This window comes from Brachybacterium subflavum (genome assembly GCF_009299795.1).
Lineage (GTDB): Bacteria > Actinomycetota > Actinomycetes > Actinomycetales > Dermabacteraceae > Brachybacterium > Brachybacterium subflavum.
In genome coordinates this window covers 138170-156190 of sequence record NZ_VIGP01000006.1, presented here as the reverse complement: position 1 = coordinate 156190, position 18021 = coordinate 138170, and the positions used below count along the sequence as shown (strand labels likewise).

Annotated in this window: 14 protein-coding genes; 8 read left to right on the top strand and 6 right to left on the bottom strand. The window is 70.9% G+C overall.

Annotated elements, in window-relative coordinates; all coding sequences use genetic code 11:
• Window positions 1-143 precede the first annotated feature (143 nt).
• Window positions 144-1175: a hypothetical protein gene (locus tag FHG10_RS14895; RefSeq protein WP_193636341.1), complete on the top strand. Its 1032-nt coding sequence runs from the start codon at window positions 144-146 to the stop codon at window positions 1173-1175.
• Window positions 1176-1408: 233 nt separating this feature from the next.
• Window positions 1409-1843, top strand: a complete 435-nt coding sequence (locus tag FHG10_RS14890) for a carboxymuconolactone decarboxylase family protein (RefSeq protein ID WP_152354142.1) — start codon at window positions 1409-1411, stop codon at window positions 1841-1843.
• Between the two features lie 57 nt (window positions 1844-1900).
• On the opposite strand, the gene FHG10_RS14885 is transcribed toward FHG10_RS14890, so the two are convergent.
• Entirely contained in the window at window positions 1901-2143 is a 243-nt protein-coding gene (locus FHG10_RS14885) for a hypothetical protein (RefSeq protein ID WP_152354141.1), read from the bottom strand.
• A 220-nt stretch (window positions 2144-2363) separates the two neighbouring features.
• Here FHG10_RS14885 and FHG10_RS14880 point away from each other — a divergent pair, with 220 nt between their 5' ends.
• On the top strand, window positions 2364-3452 hold the full coding sequence (locus tag FHG10_RS14880) for a glutamyl-Q tRNA(Asp) synthetase (protein ID WP_152354140.1): 1089 nt from the start codon (window positions 2364-2366) through the stop codon (window positions 3450-3452).
• Between the two features lie 40 nt (window positions 3453-3492).
• Here the strand turns inward: FHG10_RS14880 and FHG10_RS14875 are convergent, their stop codons facing one another.
• Window positions 3493-4512, bottom strand: a complete 1020-nt coding sequence (locus tag FHG10_RS14875) for a TerC/Alx family metal homeostasis membrane protein (protein WP_152354139.1) — start codon at window positions 4510-4512, stop codon at window positions 3493-3495.
• A gap of 384 nt (window positions 4513-4896) precedes the next feature.
• Here FHG10_RS14875 and FHG10_RS14870 point away from each other — a divergent pair, with 384 nt between their 5' ends.
• Both FHG10_RS14870 and FHG10_RS14865 read left to right on the top strand, forming a co-directional pair.
• The gene (locus FHG10_RS14870) at window positions 4897-6399 is read left to right on the top strand and encodes an MFS transporter (protein ID WP_193636340.1); all 1503 of its coding nucleotides are present in this window, start codon (window positions 4897-4899) and stop codon (window positions 6397-6399) included.
• 179 nt (window positions 6400-6578) lie between these two features.
• A complete protein-coding gene (locus tag FHG10_RS14865) occupies window positions 6579-9668 on the top strand; it encodes a YhgE/Pip domain-containing protein (RefSeq protein ID WP_152354137.1) in 3090 nt (1029 codons plus the stop codon).
• A 93-nt stretch (window positions 9669-9761) separates the two neighbouring features.
• Here the strand turns inward: FHG10_RS14865 and FHG10_RS14860 are convergent, their stop codons facing one another.
• Genes FHG10_RS14860 through FHG10_RS14840 form a run of 4 tightly spaced genes read right to left on the bottom strand, consistent with a single transcriptional unit; the run spans window position 9762 to window position 14099 of the window.
• Window positions 9762-10745, bottom strand: a complete 984-nt coding sequence (locus FHG10_RS14860) for a glycoside hydrolase family 43 protein (RefSeq protein ID WP_152354136.1) — start codon at window positions 10743-10745, stop codon at window positions 9762-9764.
• A complete protein-coding gene (locus tag FHG10_RS14855; protein ID WP_227488293.1) occupies window positions 10742-11593 on the bottom strand; it encodes a carbohydrate ABC transporter permease in 852 nt (283 codons plus the stop codon). Before FHG10_RS14855 ends, FHG10_RS14860 begins: the two co-directional genes overlap by 4 nt.
• Window positions 11590-12756 carry a carbohydrate ABC transporter permease gene (locus FHG10_RS14845; protein WP_227488292.1) on the bottom strand — a complete coding sequence of 389 codons (1167 nt, stop codon included), beginning with the start codon at window positions 12754-12756 and terminating at the stop codon, window positions 11590-11592. The genes FHG10_RS14855 and FHG10_RS14845 overlap by 4 nt, the downstream gene beginning before the upstream one ends.
• A complete protein-coding gene (locus FHG10_RS14840) occupies window positions 12753-14099 on the bottom strand; it encodes an ABC transporter substrate-binding protein (protein ID WP_193636339.1) in 1347 nt (448 codons plus the stop codon). The genes FHG10_RS14845 and FHG10_RS14840 overlap by 4 nt, the downstream gene beginning before the upstream one ends.
• 533 nt (window positions 14100-14632) lie before the next feature.
• Here FHG10_RS14840 and FHG10_RS14830 point away from each other — a divergent pair.
• The 3 genes from FHG10_RS14830 (at window position 14633) to FHG10_RS14820 (ending at window position 18020) form a co-directional block, all read left to right on the top strand.
• On the top strand, window positions 14633-15706 hold the full coding sequence (locus FHG10_RS14830; RefSeq protein ID WP_152354134.1) for a LacI family DNA-binding transcriptional regulator: 1074 nt from the start codon (window positions 14633-14635) through the stop codon (window positions 15704-15706).
• A 71-nt stretch (window positions 15707-15777) separates the two neighbouring features.
• Complete coding sequence (locus tag FHG10_RS14825) at window positions 15778-17079, top strand: extracellular solute-binding protein (protein WP_152354133.1); 1302 nt, start codon at window positions 15778-15780, stop codon at window positions 17077-17079.
• Between the two features lie 5 nt (window positions 17080-17084).
• Entirely contained in the window at window positions 17085-18020 is a 936-nt protein-coding gene (locus tag FHG10_RS14820; protein ID WP_152354132.1) for a carbohydrate ABC transporter permease, read from the top strand.
• Window position 18021: the final 1 nt, after the last annotated feature.

Here is an 18021-nt window from a genome sequence, read left to right as displayed (position 1 = left end):
TCAGCACTCTGGATCCGCGTGCCGGGCGTCACGGTAGGGTGGAACCACTCGAGACGTGTCGTCGCGTTCGATCGACGCGACCCTCGTCCGCACGCACTCCCCCGTCGGGACAGCCCGGCGGACATGACCGAAAGGGGACTCGCATGGCGCTGAGCACGAAACGTGCCAAGAAGGCAGCGAAGAAGAGCCGGAAGGACGCGGCCAAGACCGCGTCCAAGGTCCAGGACCAGGCGCAGAAGACCGCTGCGGACCTCGGCAGCACTGCGGAGGACAAGGCCGGCAAGGCCGTCGAGGAGCTGAAGTCCCTCGCCGGCAACGCGGGCGACCGGGCCACGCAGTTCGTCGACCAGGTCCGCCCGCAGGTCGAGGAGGGGCTTCGCACCCAGGGCGAGAAGATCTCCGCCTTCGGCGAGAAGATCGGCCCGCAGGCCGAGAAGTTCCGCACCGACCTGCAGGACGACTACCTCCCGCGCGCCCGCCGCACGGCCGAGGCGACCGGCTCCGTGGTGAGCTCGGCCGTCGCCGCCGCGGTCGATGCCGCTCGCAGCGAGTTCGACAAGGGCCAGGGCGACATCAAGAAGGCCGCCGTGGCCGCGCCCGAGAAGAAGAGCGGCCGCGCCGGCAAGGTGCTGCTGATCCTGGGTCTCGCGGCCGCCGGTGCTGCCGCCGGCTACCTGGTGTGGAAGAAGACCCGCCCGGTCGAGGACCCCTGGGCCCCGCCGGCCGACTTCGCCCGCGCCCACTACCCGGCCTCGGGCTCGAGCGAGTCCGACTCCACCCAGGTCTCGGACGCCGTCGCCGGTGCCGAGGCGGGGGACGTCGCCTCCTCGCTCAAGGGCGGCTCGCACGCCGCCTCGACCCCGAACACCGCCGACCGCTCCTCGGACACCGCTCCGTCGGAGGTCAAGGTGGATTCGGCCGAGGCCAAGAAGGCTGACGCGAAGGGTGCCGAGGCCAAGGGGTCCGACGCCAAGGGCGCGACCGGCAAAGGATCCGAGGCCACGGCCGCCGGCGCGAAGGGCGGCGCCGCCAAGGGCACCGAGTCCGCGAACAGCCCGGCCAAGGGCTCGGCCGACGGCGAGGTCGAGCAGGGTCGCGTGATCGACCCCGCCGTCGACCCGGCGGACAACCCGGCAGATCCGGAGAAGCGCGGCAACCACCGCGGCGACGCCTGATCCTCGCCCGACGCGATCGGAGCCGGTTCCACCGGCCCTGACCACCTCCGATGAGCCGCTCCGGCGGCCCGGCCCCTCGGAGCGACGCGGCCCCCGGTGCTGATGCACCGGGGGCCGCGTCGCGTCCTGGGCCCTCCGCGCCTCACACATCGAGCCGCTCGTCGGTCATCATGGCGGGACGCCCGGGCCCCCAGTCCCCCAGGACACCCGGGCTCCAGAACGGAGCACATGCGATGACCAGGATGAAGCTGTTCGAGACCCACCCCGAGGGGTACAAGGCCGTGCTGGGCCTCGAGTCCTACTGCAGTCGACGGCTCCCGCGCGAGCTGTACGAGATCGTGAAGCTGCGCGCCTCGATCCTCAACGGCTGCTCGTTCTGCACGGACATGCACTCGCGCGACGGCATCGAGGCCGGCATCCCCGCCCCGAAGCTGTTCGGCGTCGCCGCATGGCACGAGTCCCCGCACTTCGACGACCGCGAGCGCGCCGCACTGCGCCTCACCGACGCGGTGACGAAGCTGGGGCCCGACGGCGTCCCCGACGACATCTGGGACGAGGCCGCCGCGCAGTTCGACGAGCCCCTGCTGGGGGATCTGCTGTTCGCGATCGCGACGATCAACGTGTGGAACCGTCTGGCGATCCCCACGCGGCTCGAGCCGCAGGCCTGAGCCCGCTGCCGACGCCGGCGCCGGTCACGCGACCGGCGCCGGGACCGGCATCCGCTCTCAGCGCCTCCGCTCCGCCCGCACCCGGCGCCGCACCAGCCAGCGCCCCACCAGGGCGACGAGGCAGCCGGCCAGGCCGAGCACGCCCACCATCCCACCGAAGATGATCAGGAGGCCTGCGGCGATGTTCGCCCCCTCGCCGTCGTCGGCCGTGGCGAGGTTCCAGACCTGCCCGCCGACCACGAGGACGATCCCCAGCGCGAGGATCGCCGCGCATACCCACAGCGCGATCCGCAGGGCCACCGCCGTCTCACCACCCGCGGGCCGAGTGGTTCGGACGGCGGGCTGACCGGGCCGCTCGGGGTGTTCGCGTGCGTCGGGGTATTGGCGTTCTTCGGGATGTTCGGATCGCCCGGGGTGCTCGGGTCGATCGAACTGCCCGGGTGTCGGTGCGGCGGACATGGTTCCCCCTTCCGCCGACGCTCACGCGCCGGCCGACCCTTCACGATGCCAGACTGGGATCATGCCCGTCGCCGATTCCGCCGCCCTCGATCCGTCCCTGTCGGGCGCGGCCGCGGCACAGGCACCGGACTCGGGCTCGGGCGGGCTGCCGCCGGCCGGTCGCTACGCTCCCTCCCCGAGCGGCGACCTGCACCTGGGGAACCTCCGCACGGCGATCCTGGCGTGGGTGCTCGCCCGCCGCAGCGGACGATTGTTCCGCCTGCGCGTGGAGGACCTGGACCGAGTGCGCGAGGGCGCCGAGGCGCGCCAGCTCGAGGACCTCGCGGCGATCGGCCTGGACTGGGACGGGGAGGTCATGCACCAGTCCCAGCGCGCCCACGCCTACGAGGTCGCGATCGATCGGCTCGCTGGTGCGGGACTGGTCTACGAGTGCTACTGCACGCGACGGGAGATCCTCGAGGCGCCCTCGGCGCCGCACGCCCCGCCCGGCGCCTACCCGGGCACATGCCGCGACCTGGACGACGCCGCGCGCGAGGGCGGCCGCGCGCGGATGCGCGAGCTGCGACGCGAGCCGGCTCTGCGACTGCGCGCGGGGGTCGCCGAGTGGTCGGTCCACGACATGTTCGCGGGCGAGGTCATCGGCTCGGTCGATGACCTCGTGCTGCGTCGCGGTGACGGCGTGGTGGCCTACAACCTCGCGGTCGTCGTGGACGACGCCGCGCAGGGCGTGGACCAGGTGGTGCGGGCCGATGACCTGCTGAGCTCCGCCCCCCGTCAGGCGTATCTGGCCCGCCTGCTGGACGGCCTCGACGAGGCTGCCGGCACCGATCAGGCGACGCGCATCGATCAGGCGACGCGCATCGATCAGGCGACGCGCGCTCCGATGGAGAAGGCCCCGATGGAGAAGGCTCCGATGGAGTACGCGCACGTCCCGCTCGCTGTCTCCCCGAGCGGGGCCCGGCTGGCGAAGCGCGACGGCGCCGTCACCCTGCGTGATCGACTCGAGCGCGGCGAGGATGCCGGAGACGTGGTGGAGCGGATCGGTGCCTCCCTCGGGCTCGAGGGATGCCGCAGCGCACCGGACGTGCTCGAACGCTGGGATCCCGCGACGCTGCCGCGCGAGCCGTGGGTCGTGGACCTGCCGGCCTGAGACGGCGAGCAGCCACCGCCCGCTCGGGAGCGGGCTGCGCTCAGCCCTGCTGCTGGTCGTCCCCGGTGCCGGAGCCGACCTCCTCGGGCTCACCCTGGGGGGCCAAGAGCAGGGAGGCGACGGTCGCGATGACCATGGCCCCGATGATCACTCCGAGCGAGGCCGCAGTGCCGATCTCCGGGAGCTTCTCGAGGACCTCGAAGCCGGGGATGAACTCGAGCGGCGCCTCGTGGATGGCGTGGATCAGCAGCTTCACGCCGATGAACGCGAGGATCGCGGCGATGCCGTAGTGCAGGTACGCGAGGCGATCGACCAGGCCGCCCAGCAGGAAGTACAGCTGGCGCAGCCCCATGAGCGCGAACAGGTTCGCGGTGAACACGATGAACGGGTTCTGGGTGATGCCGAAGATCGCGGGGATCGAGTCGATCGCGAACATGACGTCCGTGAGCCCGATGACCACGAACACCATGAGCATCGGCGTGAAGACCCTCTTGCCGTCCAGGACGGTGCGGATCTTGTTGCCGTCGTACTCGTCGTGGACGTGGATGAAGCGGCCGACGAACTTCTGGACCGCGCTCTCCTCGCCGTCATCCTCGTCGTCATCGCCCTTGACCTGCTTGATCGCGGTGTACAGCAGGAAGATGCCGAAGATGTAGAAGATCCAGGACAGGTGGGAGATCGCGACCGAGCCCACCAGGATGAAGATCGCCCGGGCGATCAGCGCGATGATGATCCCCACCATCAGCACTTCCTGCTGGTACTTCTTGGGCACCGCGAACTTGCCCATGATCAGGATGAACACGAAGAGGTTGTCGACGCTCAACGAGTACTCCGTGAGCCAGCCGGTGAGGAACTCGACCGCGACGTGATGCGTGTCGCCCACGAAGTACAGGATCAGCGCGAAGACCAGCGCGAGTGCCACGTAGAAGCCCACCCATGCCAAGCACTCCTTCATGGAGGGCACGTGCGGACGGCGCGAGACCAGGATCAGGTCGCCCACGATGATGGCGATGAGGACCACCAGGGAGGTGATCTCGAAGGTCATGGACAGCTCACCCATGCGAGGGGACCCTCTCGGAAGCGGTGCGGGGACGGTGCGACCCGGGCCGGCGGCGCGAGGCCTCTCGCGCGGATCCGCCGCGCTCCGGCATCCTGCGCGGCGCGTCTCATGCATCTGATGCTTCGCGCGGGAGGACGGGCGGCACGACGCACGGGCCGGGTCTGGTCCCTCAGAGTACCGTCGGCGCGGGCCGCGGCCGCTGTGAGAATCCCGGCGTCGTGAGCGGTCTCCGGGCGATCGTGACGAATCGCCGCGGCCGCCCGACGTCGGTCCCGTCTCATCGCGCGAGGGGCACCGGGAGACCCGGCGTAGCCTGGGAGCGCCCCCTCGGCAAGGACGCCGGCCTCCCCACGCAGAATCCCCATGCAGAACAGGTGCTCCCCCATGTCCGGCCCGGCCCCGTCCACCGCCACCGACTCGCAGAGCGCGCGGACGTCCCCGAGCGCCCGCACCCCCGAGTCCGCCTCCTCGCTCGAATGCTGCTCACCCGAGCGGACCGCGCGCGAGCGCGCCCGCTCCGCACGCGTCCGCCGCGCCGCGATCGACCCCCGTGTCCAGGCCGCCCGACGCGGCCGGCGTGCCCTGTTCCTGTGGGGCATCGCGATGTTCGCCTACATCGTCACCGTCGCCGGCCGCACGAGCTTCGGCGTCGCCAGCGTCCAGGCCGCCGACCGCTTCTCCGTCGGCTCGGCCGCCCTGTCCCTGTTCGGCATGGTGCAGCTGGGCACGTACGCGGCCGCGCAGTTCCCCGCCGGTCTGCTGCTGGACCGCTTCGGGGCACGACGGATGCTGGTCGCGGGCAGCGTGCTCATGTTCATCGGTCAGATCGGGATGGCGTTCTGCGCCGTCTTCGGCCTCGCCGTCGCCGCACGCGTCCTGATCGGCGCGGGCGACGCCGCCGTCTTCATCTCCGTGATCCGCCTGGCCGCCGCCTGGTTCCCCGCGCGCCGCGTGCCGCTGATCACGCAGCTCACGGGTGTGCTCGGCCAGTCGGGCCAGGTGATCTCGGCGATCCCGTTCTTCGCGATCCTCGCCCACGCGGGCTGGGCCCCGGCCTTCTCGCTGCTCGCCGCCCTCGTGTTCGTCGCGGGTCTGGGGTGCCTGCTGCTGGTGCGCGACGAGCCCCGGGACGGGCTCCCCACCGGCGCGATCCCCGTGCTCGCCTCGTCGCCGATGCAGGTGCTGAGGGACGTGCTCGCCTCGCCCGGTGCCTGGGCCGGGCTCGCCGCGCACTGGATCACCCTGTTCGCCGTGAACACGTACGTGGTCATGTGGGGCGTGCCCTTCCTGTCCTCGGGGCACCATCTGCCGATGGGCCAGGTCTCCACGCTGCTGACCATCCAGGTCCTCATCGGCATGACGCTCGGGCCCGTGATCGGGACGCTCTCGGGACGGTTCCCCCTGCGCCGCGGGCGCGTGCTGGCGGTGGGCGTGACCCTCATGGCCGCCCTGTGGGCGGTGACCCTCGCCGTGCCCGGTGAGCACTCCGTGCTGGCCCTGGTGCCGCTCGCCTGCGCCCTCGCGCTCGGCGCGGCGCTCAGCGGCCTCGGCTTCGACATCGCCCGCACCGGCGTGCAGCCGATGTCGGTGGGCACGGCGGTGGGCTTCGTGAACATCGGTGGCTTCGGCGCGGGGCTGGTCTCCGTGTTCCTCGTGGGCCTCGTGCTCGATCTGCTCGCCCCTGCGGGCAGTCCGGGCCTGGACGACTACCGGCTCGCCTTCGCCTCGATGGGCGTCCTCTTCGTGCTCGGCGTGATCGTGCTGCTGGTCGCCGCGGCGCGCGGCGGCCTGCGCCCCATCCCGCGTGAGCGCCGTCCGCTGACCCCCGCGGAGGAGATCGGCGAGGAGCAGGCCGAGGCCCGCGCCGGGTCCGGGCCCGCCGCCTGAGACCTCTCCGGTGCGGACCGGGCTGCGACGCGGCGGTCCGCTCCGCGCTCCCCCGCGCTCGACCCCGTCCACGCGCCGCGTCGGCCGCTCCCTCGCCCTCGCGCCGCGCCTCTATTCGCTCCGCCACACCTCGACTCGATACATCGACGTATTGAGTTCGCGGAAGTATCGTCGTGCCCGTGCCTCAGACCAGTGCCCCCGCGCGACTCCTCAGCTCCCTGCGCAGCGTGCTGCCCGATGAGTGGGCGAAGCCCATCGCCGCCCTGTTCATCACCGGGCTCTCGCTCGTGCCGATCATCTACTCCGGCAACCTCACCTGGTCCTTCGCCGACCCCAACAACCACCTGGACCGCATCACCGCGGCCGTGGTGAACGAGGACTCCGGCGCCGACCTGACCACGCCGTCGGGCGAGAAGAAGCACCTCGACGCGGGCGAGGAGTTCGCCGACACCCTCACCGATCTGGACAAGCCCACCGTCTACCGCTTCGTCGAGGTCGACGCCGAGACGGCTCAGAAGGGCCTGGCCGACGGCACCTACGGGGCGAGCGTCGTGATCCCCGAGGACTTCTCCTCCAACGTCTCGAAGCTCTCGGACGACCCCGAGAAGGCCGCGCAGACGCTCATCGACGTGCGCACGAACGACACCATCAACTACGTGAGCGGGAACTTCACGAAGTCGATCGGCACCGCGCTCACCGACTCGCTGCGCAGCTCCCTGTCCAGCGAGTACCTCGACCAGATCTACGTGGGCTTCTCCTCGATCCACGACGGGCTGGGCGACGCGGTCGACGGCTCGGGCGACCTGAAGAACGGCGCGAGCGACCTCGAGGACGGCATCTCCGACCTCTCCGACGGGGCGGACGACCTCGAGGACGGCACCGGGCAGCTCGCGGACGGCACCGGGCAGCTCGTCGACGGCACCTCGCAGCTGACCGATGGCACCGGCCAGCTCGTCGACGGCAGCGGCACCCTCGCCGTCGGCCTCACCCAGCTGCGCAGCGGCGCGGTCGAGCTGCACGACGGCACCGTCACCCTCAGCAGCGGCGCGAACACCCTGGACCAGGGCCTCACCACGCTCGACGGCAGCAGCTCGACCCTGCGCGACGGCTCCTCGAAGCTCGCCGACGGCACCTCTCGGCTCGACGGCGGCGCCTCGGATCTGGCCGACGGGGCCCATCAGGTCGCCGACGGCACGGCCGCTCTCGACAAGGCCGTGAGCGATGCGCAGAAGAAGGCCGATGACCTGGGCATCGACTCGGACTCCGTCGACAAGGCGTCCACGGACGCGAACAAGGCCGTCGACGACCTCTCCACCGCTGCCGACGACCTCGTCGACGCGCTCGACGACCCCTCCCACGACGTCGGCTCCCTGCGCAAGAAGGCCGACGACCTCGCGGAGAAGGCGAAGAGCGCGGACACGGCGGTGACCGACCTCGGCGACGACGTCTCGGCCGCGAGCGAGGACCTCACCACCGTGCGCGACGCCCTGGACGGCGTGCAGGGCGCATCGGGCCTGAAGGACGACACGGCCGACGCCGACGACGCCGCGCAGACCTCGAAGACCTCTTCGAGCAATGTCGCCTCCTCGGTCGACGACTACACGAAGCGGCTCGACGCGATCGCCGAGGCGTGCACCGCCTCCGGCGACGGCGCGGGCGACGGCTCCGACGGCGCCTCGGACGGCGGCGGGGACGCGAAAGCCGGTGCCGACGCGCAGATCTGCGAGCAGCTTGACGCTCTCTCCGCTGACTCGAAGGGCCTGCGTGACTCGGCGAGCACCGCCTCCGGCGACGCCGCGACCGCCGCGAAGGCCACGGCCGATGCGAAGGACGCCGCGGCGAACCTCGACTCCCTCGGGGACGACGTCACCACGGCCGCCGACGACCTCGCGACCCGCCTGGACAGCATCCAGACCCGGGCCGCGACGGCGAGCGACGCCATGGACGCCCTGCGCACGCCGGCCGAGGAGCAGGCGCAGGACATCGCGGACATCGCCGATGCGATCGACGATGCACGCACGGCCGCCCAGGGCACCGATGCGGAGGATGCGAAGAGGCGCATCGACGCCCTCGCCGACCAGGCCCGGCAGGCTGCTGACGCGCTCCCCGGCGCCTACGACGAGCTGCAGTCCGGCGCGGCCGACGTGCACCGCCTGAACGACGGCGCCCAGGAGGTCGCGGACGGCGCCGACCAGCTCGCGGGCTCCACCGGCACCCTGAACTCCGGCGCGCAGTCGCTCGACTCGGGGCTCGGCCGCTACACCGATGGCGTCTCCAGCGCCCGCTCCGGTGCTGATCAGCTCGCCGCCGGGAGCTCGAAGCTCACCAGCGGGTCCTCGCAGCTCGCCGACGCCTCCGGCTCCGCGGCGCAGGGCGCCTCCGACCTGCACGACGGCGCGACCCGCGTCGACGACGGCGCGGACCAGCTGGCCTCCTCCTCCGTGCAGCTGGACGACGGGGCGCAGCAGGCGGCCGACGGCTCCTCGCAGCTGGCCGACGGCGCCCACCGGCTGGACGGCGGCGCCGTGCAGCTCGTGGACGGCGCGGACGAGCTGCACAGCGGCCTCGTCGACGCCCAGGACGAGGTGCCGAACTACTCCGATTCCGAGCGCGAGAACCTCGACGACGTCGCGAGCGACCCCGTGGGCATGAACTTCGAGCGCTCGAACGACGTGGGCCGCTTCGGCGAGGGCCTCACCCCGCTGTTCCTGTGCATCGGCCTGTGGGTCGGCGGCATGTCGATGTTCCTCATGATGCCGCCCTTCTCGGCGCGCGCCGCCCGCCGCGGCGTCGGGGCCGTCAAGCTGCTGGTGGGCGGGCTGCTGCCGGCGTTCGTGCTGGGCGTCGTCGAGTCGGCGATGGCCGTGGCGGTCCTCCACCTGGCCGTGGGCATCGACGTCATGCATCTGGGGTGGATGTACCTGCTGGCCGCCTTCACCTCCCTGGTGTTCGTCGCCCTGAACCACGGCTTCGGCGCCGTGTTCGGGCCGATCGGCAAGTTCGTCGGACTGATCCTCGTGGCCCTCCAGATCGCCGCCGGCGGAGGCACCTACCCGGTGCAGACGATCCCCGCCTTCCTGCGGTTCTTCCACCCGTACCTGCCGATGACCCATGCGATCGACGCCTTCCGCGGCGTGATCGGCGGCGGCTGGGTCAACCCGGTCCAGGACCTGTCGGTGCTGGGGATCTGGCTGCTGATCGGCGTGGCGATGGGCCTCGCGGGAGCGCTCAGGGCGCGGCATGCCGCGTCGGCCGGCGACGCCGCCTGAGAGGCATCGACCGACGCGCAGGCTCGCGCCCCGCGGGTCACGTCAAGACATGAGGCTGGCGAGCCACCTGAGGTCTCCGGCGGCTCGCCAGCCTCATCTCCTCGCCTCGAGCACCCGCATGCTCGGCCCCTGCGGATCGACCTCCAGGCGCCGCAGGTGCATGAACCGTCCGGTGCGCTCGGGGTCCCAGCCATGGAAGGCGATGATGTCCTCGCCATCGGGCCCGGTGGTGAAGGAGTTGTGGCCCGGTCCGATCAGGCCGACGGCCTCGTCGGTCGCCAGCAGGATGTCCTCGCCGTCGGCCGGCCGGCGCCAGGGCCCCGTGGGATGGTGCGCCCATGCCCACGCGGTCCGGTAGCCGGCCCCCTGGTAGGAGCCGCCCGAGTAGCTGAGGAACAGCACGCCGCCCCGCTCGAGCACGTGGGCGCCCTCGAGCGTGTGCCAGTCGTGGACGCCGCCGTGCATCGGCCGCTCGCGCGCGAAGATCTGCCAGTCGGCGTCCGGGGCGAGCACCGGCGTGATCTCCCCGATCCGCGCCGGCCCGGGCAGCGGCGCGACGGCGAGATGGGTGCCCACGCGCTCCGCATTCAGCACGTCGCGCGCGAAGAACAGCCACCAGGATCCGTCGGAGAGGCGGAACGGGGAGGCATCGATCGCGAACAGCTCGTCCGGGGTGAGGTCGACCCCCTCGTCGCGGAACGGCCCGCGCGGAGACTCCGCCCGAGCCACACGCAGGTGGTGCCCGCGATCGCCGTGGCCCACCGAGTAGTACATCCACCAGGCGCCGTCGCGCGCGCAGACCTCGGGCGCCCAGTACGACTCCCCCGCCTCCTCGGGCAGCGCCTCGAGCACCTCGCCGATCGGCTCCCAGGAGAGCAGGTCCGCGGAGACCGCCGCGGGGACCGCGCGGCCCTGCTCGGTGCGCGGCCCCGTGCCGTAGGCGATCCACCCGTCGTCGGTCCGCACCACGTCGGGATCCGGCAGCGGATGATCGAATGCAGGGACGGCCTGCCCCGTCGACCGGGGTCCGTGCCCCGTCGGCCCGACGTGCTCCGCCCCGCGACGCTGCGCGCTCATCCCTTCAGTCCCGTCGCCGCGATGCCCGCCACCAGGTAGCGCTGGAGGAAGAAGAAGATCGCGAGCACGGGGATCAGGCTGAGCGCCGCCGCCATGAACAGTCCCCCGTAGTCGAAGGTCTGGGCGGTGAGGAACGAGGAAAGGTAGATCTGCACCGTGTTCGCGCTCTGCCCCGATCCGGCGACCACCAGCGGCCACAGGAACGCGTTCCACGAGCCGATGAGCCCCAGCACCGTCAGCGCCGAGGCGAAGGGCAGCGTGTTGGGGAAGATGACCTGGAAGAACGTGCGGAAGTAGCCCGCGCCGTCGATATGCGCGGCCTCCTCCACCTCCTTCGGGAAGTTCACGTAGAACTGCCGGAAGAGGAACACGTTGAACGCGCCGAACAGGCCCGGGATGATCAGGCCGCGCAGCGTTCCGATCCACCCCAGCGAGGCCACGATGATGAAGTTCGGGACGAACGCCGTGGTGCCCGGGATCAGCAGCACGATCACGACCATCATGAACATGGGCCGCGCGAACCGGTTGGGGATCCGCGCGAGGGCGTAGCCGGCGAGCGCGGCGATGAGGATCGACAGGCTCGTGGAGACCACGGCCATGATCGCCGAGTTCTTCAGCGCGTCCAGGAACCGCGGATCCCCCAGCACCTCGGGGATCCTCCCCCACTGCGGGTCGGAGGGCCAGAACGTGAAGGTGGTCGAGTAGATCTCCTCGTTCGTGGACAGCGCCGTCTTCACCATCGCGTAGAAGGGCACGAGGAACACGAGCGCGAGCAGGGACGCGATCACGTAGCGCACGATCAGTCCGCCGCGGCGGCGCCGGTATCCGGCCATCGTCAGGGTGCTCATGAGCGGTCTCCTCCGTCGGGTCGGATGATCTCGGGCGCGGCTGGATCGGCCGGGCCGGCAGTGTCGGCAGGGTCGCCGGGACCGTCGGCCCCGCCGCTCACGGGCTCACCGCCCGCCGACGCGCCGCTCCCGGCCAGGTCCGACGAGAGGGCCGCGCCGACCCCGGGCGTCGCGGGCCGCCGGCGCCAGGGCAGGCGACGCCGACGGGCGTCGTCGTTGTTGTCGAAGCCGATGATCCAGGTCTGCAGGAGACCGGCGACGACCATGATCGCGGTGAGCACGAGGGCGCCCGCGCTGCCGTGGCCGAAGTCCTGCTCGGGCCCGAGCGCGATGTTGTACAGGTACACGAGCGGCGGGCGGGTCTCCGGGTTGTTGCCGGTGAGGTTGTAGAACTCGTCGAACGCCTGGAAGGCCGCGATGAGCAGCAGGAGCAGCACCGCGGTCGAGGTGGTGCGCAGCTGGGGCAGCGTGATCATGCGGAACATGCGCCAGCCGCCCGGGTTCAGTCCGTCGACCGCCGCCGCCTCGTAGAGCTGGGACGGGATCGCCTGCAGGCCCGCGAGGAACAGCAGCATGTAGAAGCCGACCTGCATCCACAGGCGCACGGAGATGAGCACGACCCACCAGTACGGGGAGGCCGAGAGCCAGTCCGCGATCGGGTCGAGCCCGATGCCCGACAGCATCGTGTTGACGACGCCGGAGTCCAGGCCGTTGAACAGACCCAGCCGCCACACCACCGACGCGACGACGTAGCTGCAAGCCGTCGGCAGGAAGAACACGGAGCGGTAGAAGGCCTGGAACCGCGGGATGCCGTTGACCAGCACCGCGAGGAACAGGGAGGTGGCCATGGTCACCGGCACGATGAAGATCGCGAAGATCGTGAAGGTGCGCAGCGAGTACAGGAACGCCGTGTCGGTGAGGAAGTCCTTGAAGTTCCCCAGGCCCACGAACTGCGTGGGCAGCACCGTGCCCTTGGCCTCGAAGAAGCTCAGCGCCCCTCCCCACAGCAGCGGGAAGATCGTGAAGACCAGGAGGCCGACGGCGAACGGGGTGAAGAACAGCCAGAACGCCATCCCGTTCCCGCGGATGCGGGTGGGCCGCGAGCTGTCGCGCGAGCGGGCGCGGGCGGAGCGCGAGGGCCTGCGCGCGGTCGCGGTGCTCACTTCGCGACTGCCTTGTTGCTGGCCTCCTCCGCCTTGGACAGCTCCGACTCCGGGTCCGCCCCCTTCTTGAGGATGTTGCTGATGGCGTCGGTGAAGGGTGTGCCCACGGCGCCCGTCCACTCCGGGGGACCCGAGACGCCCATCTCCTTGGCCATGGTCGCGATCTCGAGTCCGTTGCCGGACTTCAGGGCCTCGGCCTTGTCGGCGACGGCGGTGATCGGCGGGATGTGGAAGCCGTAGCTCAGGGCCCAGTCGGTCTGGTCGTCCGACTGGTCGATCCACAGCCACTTCACGAACTCGGTGGCGGCGTCGATGTTCTTGGAGGCGCCCGCGACCTGCTCGTTCCACGAGCCGACCATCGCGACCTGCTTCCCGTCGGACCCGACGGCCGGGTGGGGGAAGACGCCGATGTCGTCGAGCGCGTCCTCGAGCTGCGGGAGCGCCCAGCATCCGCCCCAGGTGATGGCCGAGAGGCCGGTCGAGAAGGCCGCGGGGTCGGTCCAGTCCGAGGGTGCGCCGGTGAGCAGCGACTTGTCGGACTTCATCTGCTGGATCTGCTCCAGGCCCTCGACCATGCCCGGCGTGTTGTAGCCGACGGCGTCCCTCGCCTCGTTCATCGGGCTGCCGCCCGCGGCCCAGATCATCGTCCAGCAGGTCGCGTCGAAGTTGTTCCCCAGGAACAGGCCCTTCTGCTTGCCCGTGGTGAGCTCCTTGGCCGCATCCACGAGGTCGTCCATGGTCTTGGGGACGTCGATGCCGGCCTTCTCGAACAGCGACTTGCGGTAGTAGAAGTGCTGGGGGTCCAGGATCATCGGGACGCCCCAGATCTTGCCGTCGATCGTCACCGTGTTCAGCGACGCCGGGTTGAACTGGTCCTTGACCGGCTCCATGATCGAGGAGAGGTCGGCGTAGCGCCCCTGCTTCGCCTGGTCGACGGCGATCGCGTTGTTCTCGAAGACGTCGACCCCGTTGCCCGAGAGCAGGCTCGTGGAGAGCTTCGCGGCGTAGTCGCCCATCACCCAGTTCACGGTGACGTCGTTCTTGTCGTAGGCGGCGGCGTACTTCTTCGCGGCGTCCTGCGTGCCGTCCTCCCCGTACTGGTGGTACCACTGGCTGATCCCGCCGCCACCGCCGTCGCTGCCGCCGCCCTGGGTCAGCCCGCCGGTGTTGCCTCCGCAGGCGGCGAGGCCCACGCCCATCGCGGTCGCCCCGGCGAGGCCGAGGGCGCTGCGCCGGCTGAGCGGTGCCCGTGAGATCCCGCCGTCCCCGACGGCGCCTCTCGGCAGCCGCCCTGCGTCCCGCATCGAGTGATCGTCGCTGTTCCGTGCGCTCCGTCGCGTCATGGTGACCTCCCTGGGCCTCCACCGGGCAGGACGTCGTCGTCCTCCTCCATCCGGTGGTGTCGCGGTGATTCTAACGTTGCACATGGTGTGCATCACAAGGGGTGGGAGGTCTCGGATTGGTCTCGCCGCGCGGGTGACGGCGGCGAGCAGCGCGCGCGTTCCGCCCCACCCCTCACGCCCACCCGCTCGCCCGCTCGCCCGTTCACCCGCTCACCCGCTCGCCCGCTCGCCCGCTCGCCACGACATCCGTGCCGGCCTGCGCAGCCATCTGTGCGGGTCTGCGGACCTTTCGCGTCGACGAATGGTCCGCACACCCGCACGAACACAGGCACGGCCACGGCCACGGCCACGGCCACGACCGCAGCCGCGGCCACCGCTGCACACCTCGAGCACGGGCTCGGTCACGCCGGCCCGCACCGAGCCGCACACCTTGACGCCGTGGACGCAAACCGGTTTGATAGCGCCTGTTCGTTCCGATGCGCGTCGCCGACGCACACCATCGCCGAGCACGCCGTTCCACGAGGAGGTGCCTGATGCCGCGAGCAACCATCGGCGACGTCGCGCGCGTCGCCGGGGTGTCCAAGGGGACCGTCTCCCTCGCGTACTCGGGGAACCGGCCGGTCGCGGAGGAGACGCGCCGACGCATCTTCGCCGCGGCCGAGGAGCTGCGCTGGACCCCCAGCCAGAGCGCCCGGGCCCTGGCGACCTCCCGCACCGGGAGCATCGGACTGGTGCTCAACAGGCGCCCCGACGTCATCGCCACGGACACCTTCTTCTCCCGCTTCATCGCCGGCTGCGAGGCCGTGCTGGCCGAGGCGGGGATGGGCCTCATGCTCCATGTCGTCGAGGACCCCGATGCCGAGGCCGCGGTCTACGAGCGCTATGCAGCCGGACGGGTCGACGGGGTGATCCTGCTGGATGTCGAGCAGGACGACACCCGACCCGAGCTCGTGCGCGACCTCGGACTGAGCGCGGTCCTGCTCACCGGCGAGAAGCCCCAGGCAGGGGCGGGTTGGGATCTCCCCGCGGTCTGGACCGACGACGCCTCGGCCATCCATGAGCTCGTCGACCTCCTGGTCGCATCCGGCCACGAACGCATCGCCCACGTCGCCGGCCCTCAGCGCTACATCCACGCGGCGTCTCGACGCCGCGCATTCGAGGCAGCGATGCATCGGCACGGTCTGGGAGGGGCCCGCATCGTCGAGGGCGACTTCACTGCGGCCTCGGGACGCTCGGCCGCCGAGCAGCTGCTCGGGTCCGCGACGCACCACCCCTCTCCCGACGGCACCGCGCCGATCGCACACACCGATCACCCGACGGCGATCGTCTTCGCCAACGACGTGATGGCCATCGCCGGACTCTCCTACGCCCGCAGCATCGGACTGCGGGTTCCCGAGGATCTCTCGATCACCGGCTTCGACGACTCCGAGCTCTCCGCGCACCTCTCCCCCGGACTCACCTCGGTATCGACCGGGGCGGAGGCCCGCGGGGAGGCCGCGGCACGCACCCTTCTGTCCGTCCTCACCGGCGCGGCCCCGCAGTGCGTGGAAGTCGAAGGCAATCGCGTCGTGCGCCGAGGAAGCCTCGCTCCCCCGCCCACCGTCTGACCCACCGCGCGCACCCGAGCAATGCGCGCCCGCCCCTCGGCCCATGAGGCCGTCCGTCCCTGAGGAGATCGATGAGGACCCTCACCCGCCGCACTCTCGGCACCGCAGCACTCGCTCTCCCGCTCGCCCTCTCGGCGTGCGGCCGCAGCGCCGTGGACGCCCACGAGGCCGCGACCTCGCGCGGCCCGATCAGCATCTGGGTCTCCACCAATGAACAGGAGCTCGCCTGGGGCAAGGCCGTCAGCGAGGCATGGAACGCCGAGCACGAGCACGAGCACGAGCAGGTCACGCTCCAGGAGATCCCGGCAGGATCGAGCTCCGAGGAGGCGATCACCGCGGCGATCGTCGCGGGAACCACCCCGGACCTCATCTTCAACATCTCCCCCGCAGCCCTTCCGGACTGGGTGCGCGCGGGCGGTCTCGTCGACCTGACGACCTTCGAGGGCGGCCGCCGCCACATCGAGGAGCGCGGTGGCACGCGCGCCCGCGACTATGCCGAGGACGAGGGGAAGGGCGGCTACTACCAGCTGCCGTGGAAGTCCAACCCCGTCATGCTCATGTACAACCGGAAGATCTTCGCCGACGCCGGCCTCGACGCGGAGGAGCCGGGCCTCGACACCTTCGACAAGCTCCTGGACGCCTCCCGGCAGATCGTCTCCTCCGGGGCGTCCGGGGCCGCGATCTGGCCCTCGCCGACCAGCGACTTCTACCAGCCCTGGTCCGACTTCTACCCGCTCTACCTCGCCCAGACCGGCGGGACCCGGCTCATCGAGGACGGCTCGACGACCTTCGACTCGCCCGACGGCCTGGCCGTCGCCCGCATGTGGAGAACCATGTACGACGAGGAGCTGGCTCCGCGCGAGCAGTCGACCGACGACGCCATGACCACGGGCGCGACCGCGATGCAGCTGGCGGGTCCCTACGCGATCGCGACCTACAAGGACGCGATCGACTACGGCTTCATGCCTGTGCCCACGGTGGAGGGGATGCCCGCCGAGAAGACCATCACCTTCGCCGACTCCAAGAACGTCTCGCTGTGCTCGACGAGCAGGAACCGCCTCACGGCCTGGGAGTTCCTGGCCTTCGCGACCGACGAGACGTGGGACGGGAAGCTCCTCGAGCTGACGGGGCAGATGCCTCTGCGCCAGGATCTCGCCTCCGTGTACCCGGAGTACTTCGAGAAGAACCCCGACTACACGAGCTTCGCCGACCAGGCGGACCGCGTGGCCGACGTCCCGTACGTCTCCGGAGGGATCGAAATCTGGCAGAGATTCCGCGACGCGTACTCCGGGGCGGTGATCTTCGGGACCGACTCCGTGGAGCAGGGGCTCGAGGACGTCGCCCACCAGATCGACGCCCTGATCAAGGAGTGATGACGATGACGACTCCCTCCGCTCTCGCGGCGCCTCGCGCCCGCACCTCCGCCCGCGACCCGTGGTGGCGACGCCTTCTCGGCACACAGCCGCTGGGGCTCGGCATGTCCCTCCCCTACATCGTCTTCCTGGCGGTGGTGATGGCGTACCCGCTGGGCTATGCCGTCTACATCTCGTTCTTCGACTACGTGTTCACAGCGCCCGGCGTCCACGCCGACCACCCGTTCGTGGGGCTCGCGAACTACCGCGCCGTGCTCAGCGATCCGCGAGTCCTCGGCTCCTTCGCGAACATCGCAGTCTTCCTCATCATCAATGTCCCGCTGACGGTGATCCTCTCGATGGTGCTCGCCTCGGCGCTGAACTCGCTGACGCGCTGGACGGCGGCCTTCCGTGTCGCCTTCTACGTCCCCTACGTGACCGCGAGCGTGTCGCTGATCGGCGTCTGGATGCTCATGTTCTCGCAGGACGGGCTGGTGAACTCGATCCTCGGTCCGCTGGCCCCTGATCCGTCATGGCTCGTGAACTCGCACTTGGCGATGCCCTCCATCGCCCTGTTCGTGACCTGGAAGCAGCTCGGGTTCTACGTCCTGCTGTATCTGGCCGCCCTGCAGAACGTCCCCAAGGAGCTCTACGAATCCGCGCAGGTCGACGGCGCCGGGGCGGCGAAGCGCTTCCTGCACATCACCGTCCCCGGGGTCCGCTCCACGACGCTGCTCGTGCTGATCCTCGCCATCATCACCGGCTCGAACCTGTTCACCGAGCCCTACCTGCTCACCAACGGCGGCGGGCCCGACGGCGCCTCGGCCTCACCCGTCCTGCTCATCTACCAGAAGGGCATCCAGCAGGGGAACCCTGATCTCGCCTCGGCGATCGGCGTGATCCTCGTGATCCTCGTCGGCCTGCTGTCCCTGCTCTCGACCCGCCTGACGAAGGAGGACTGAG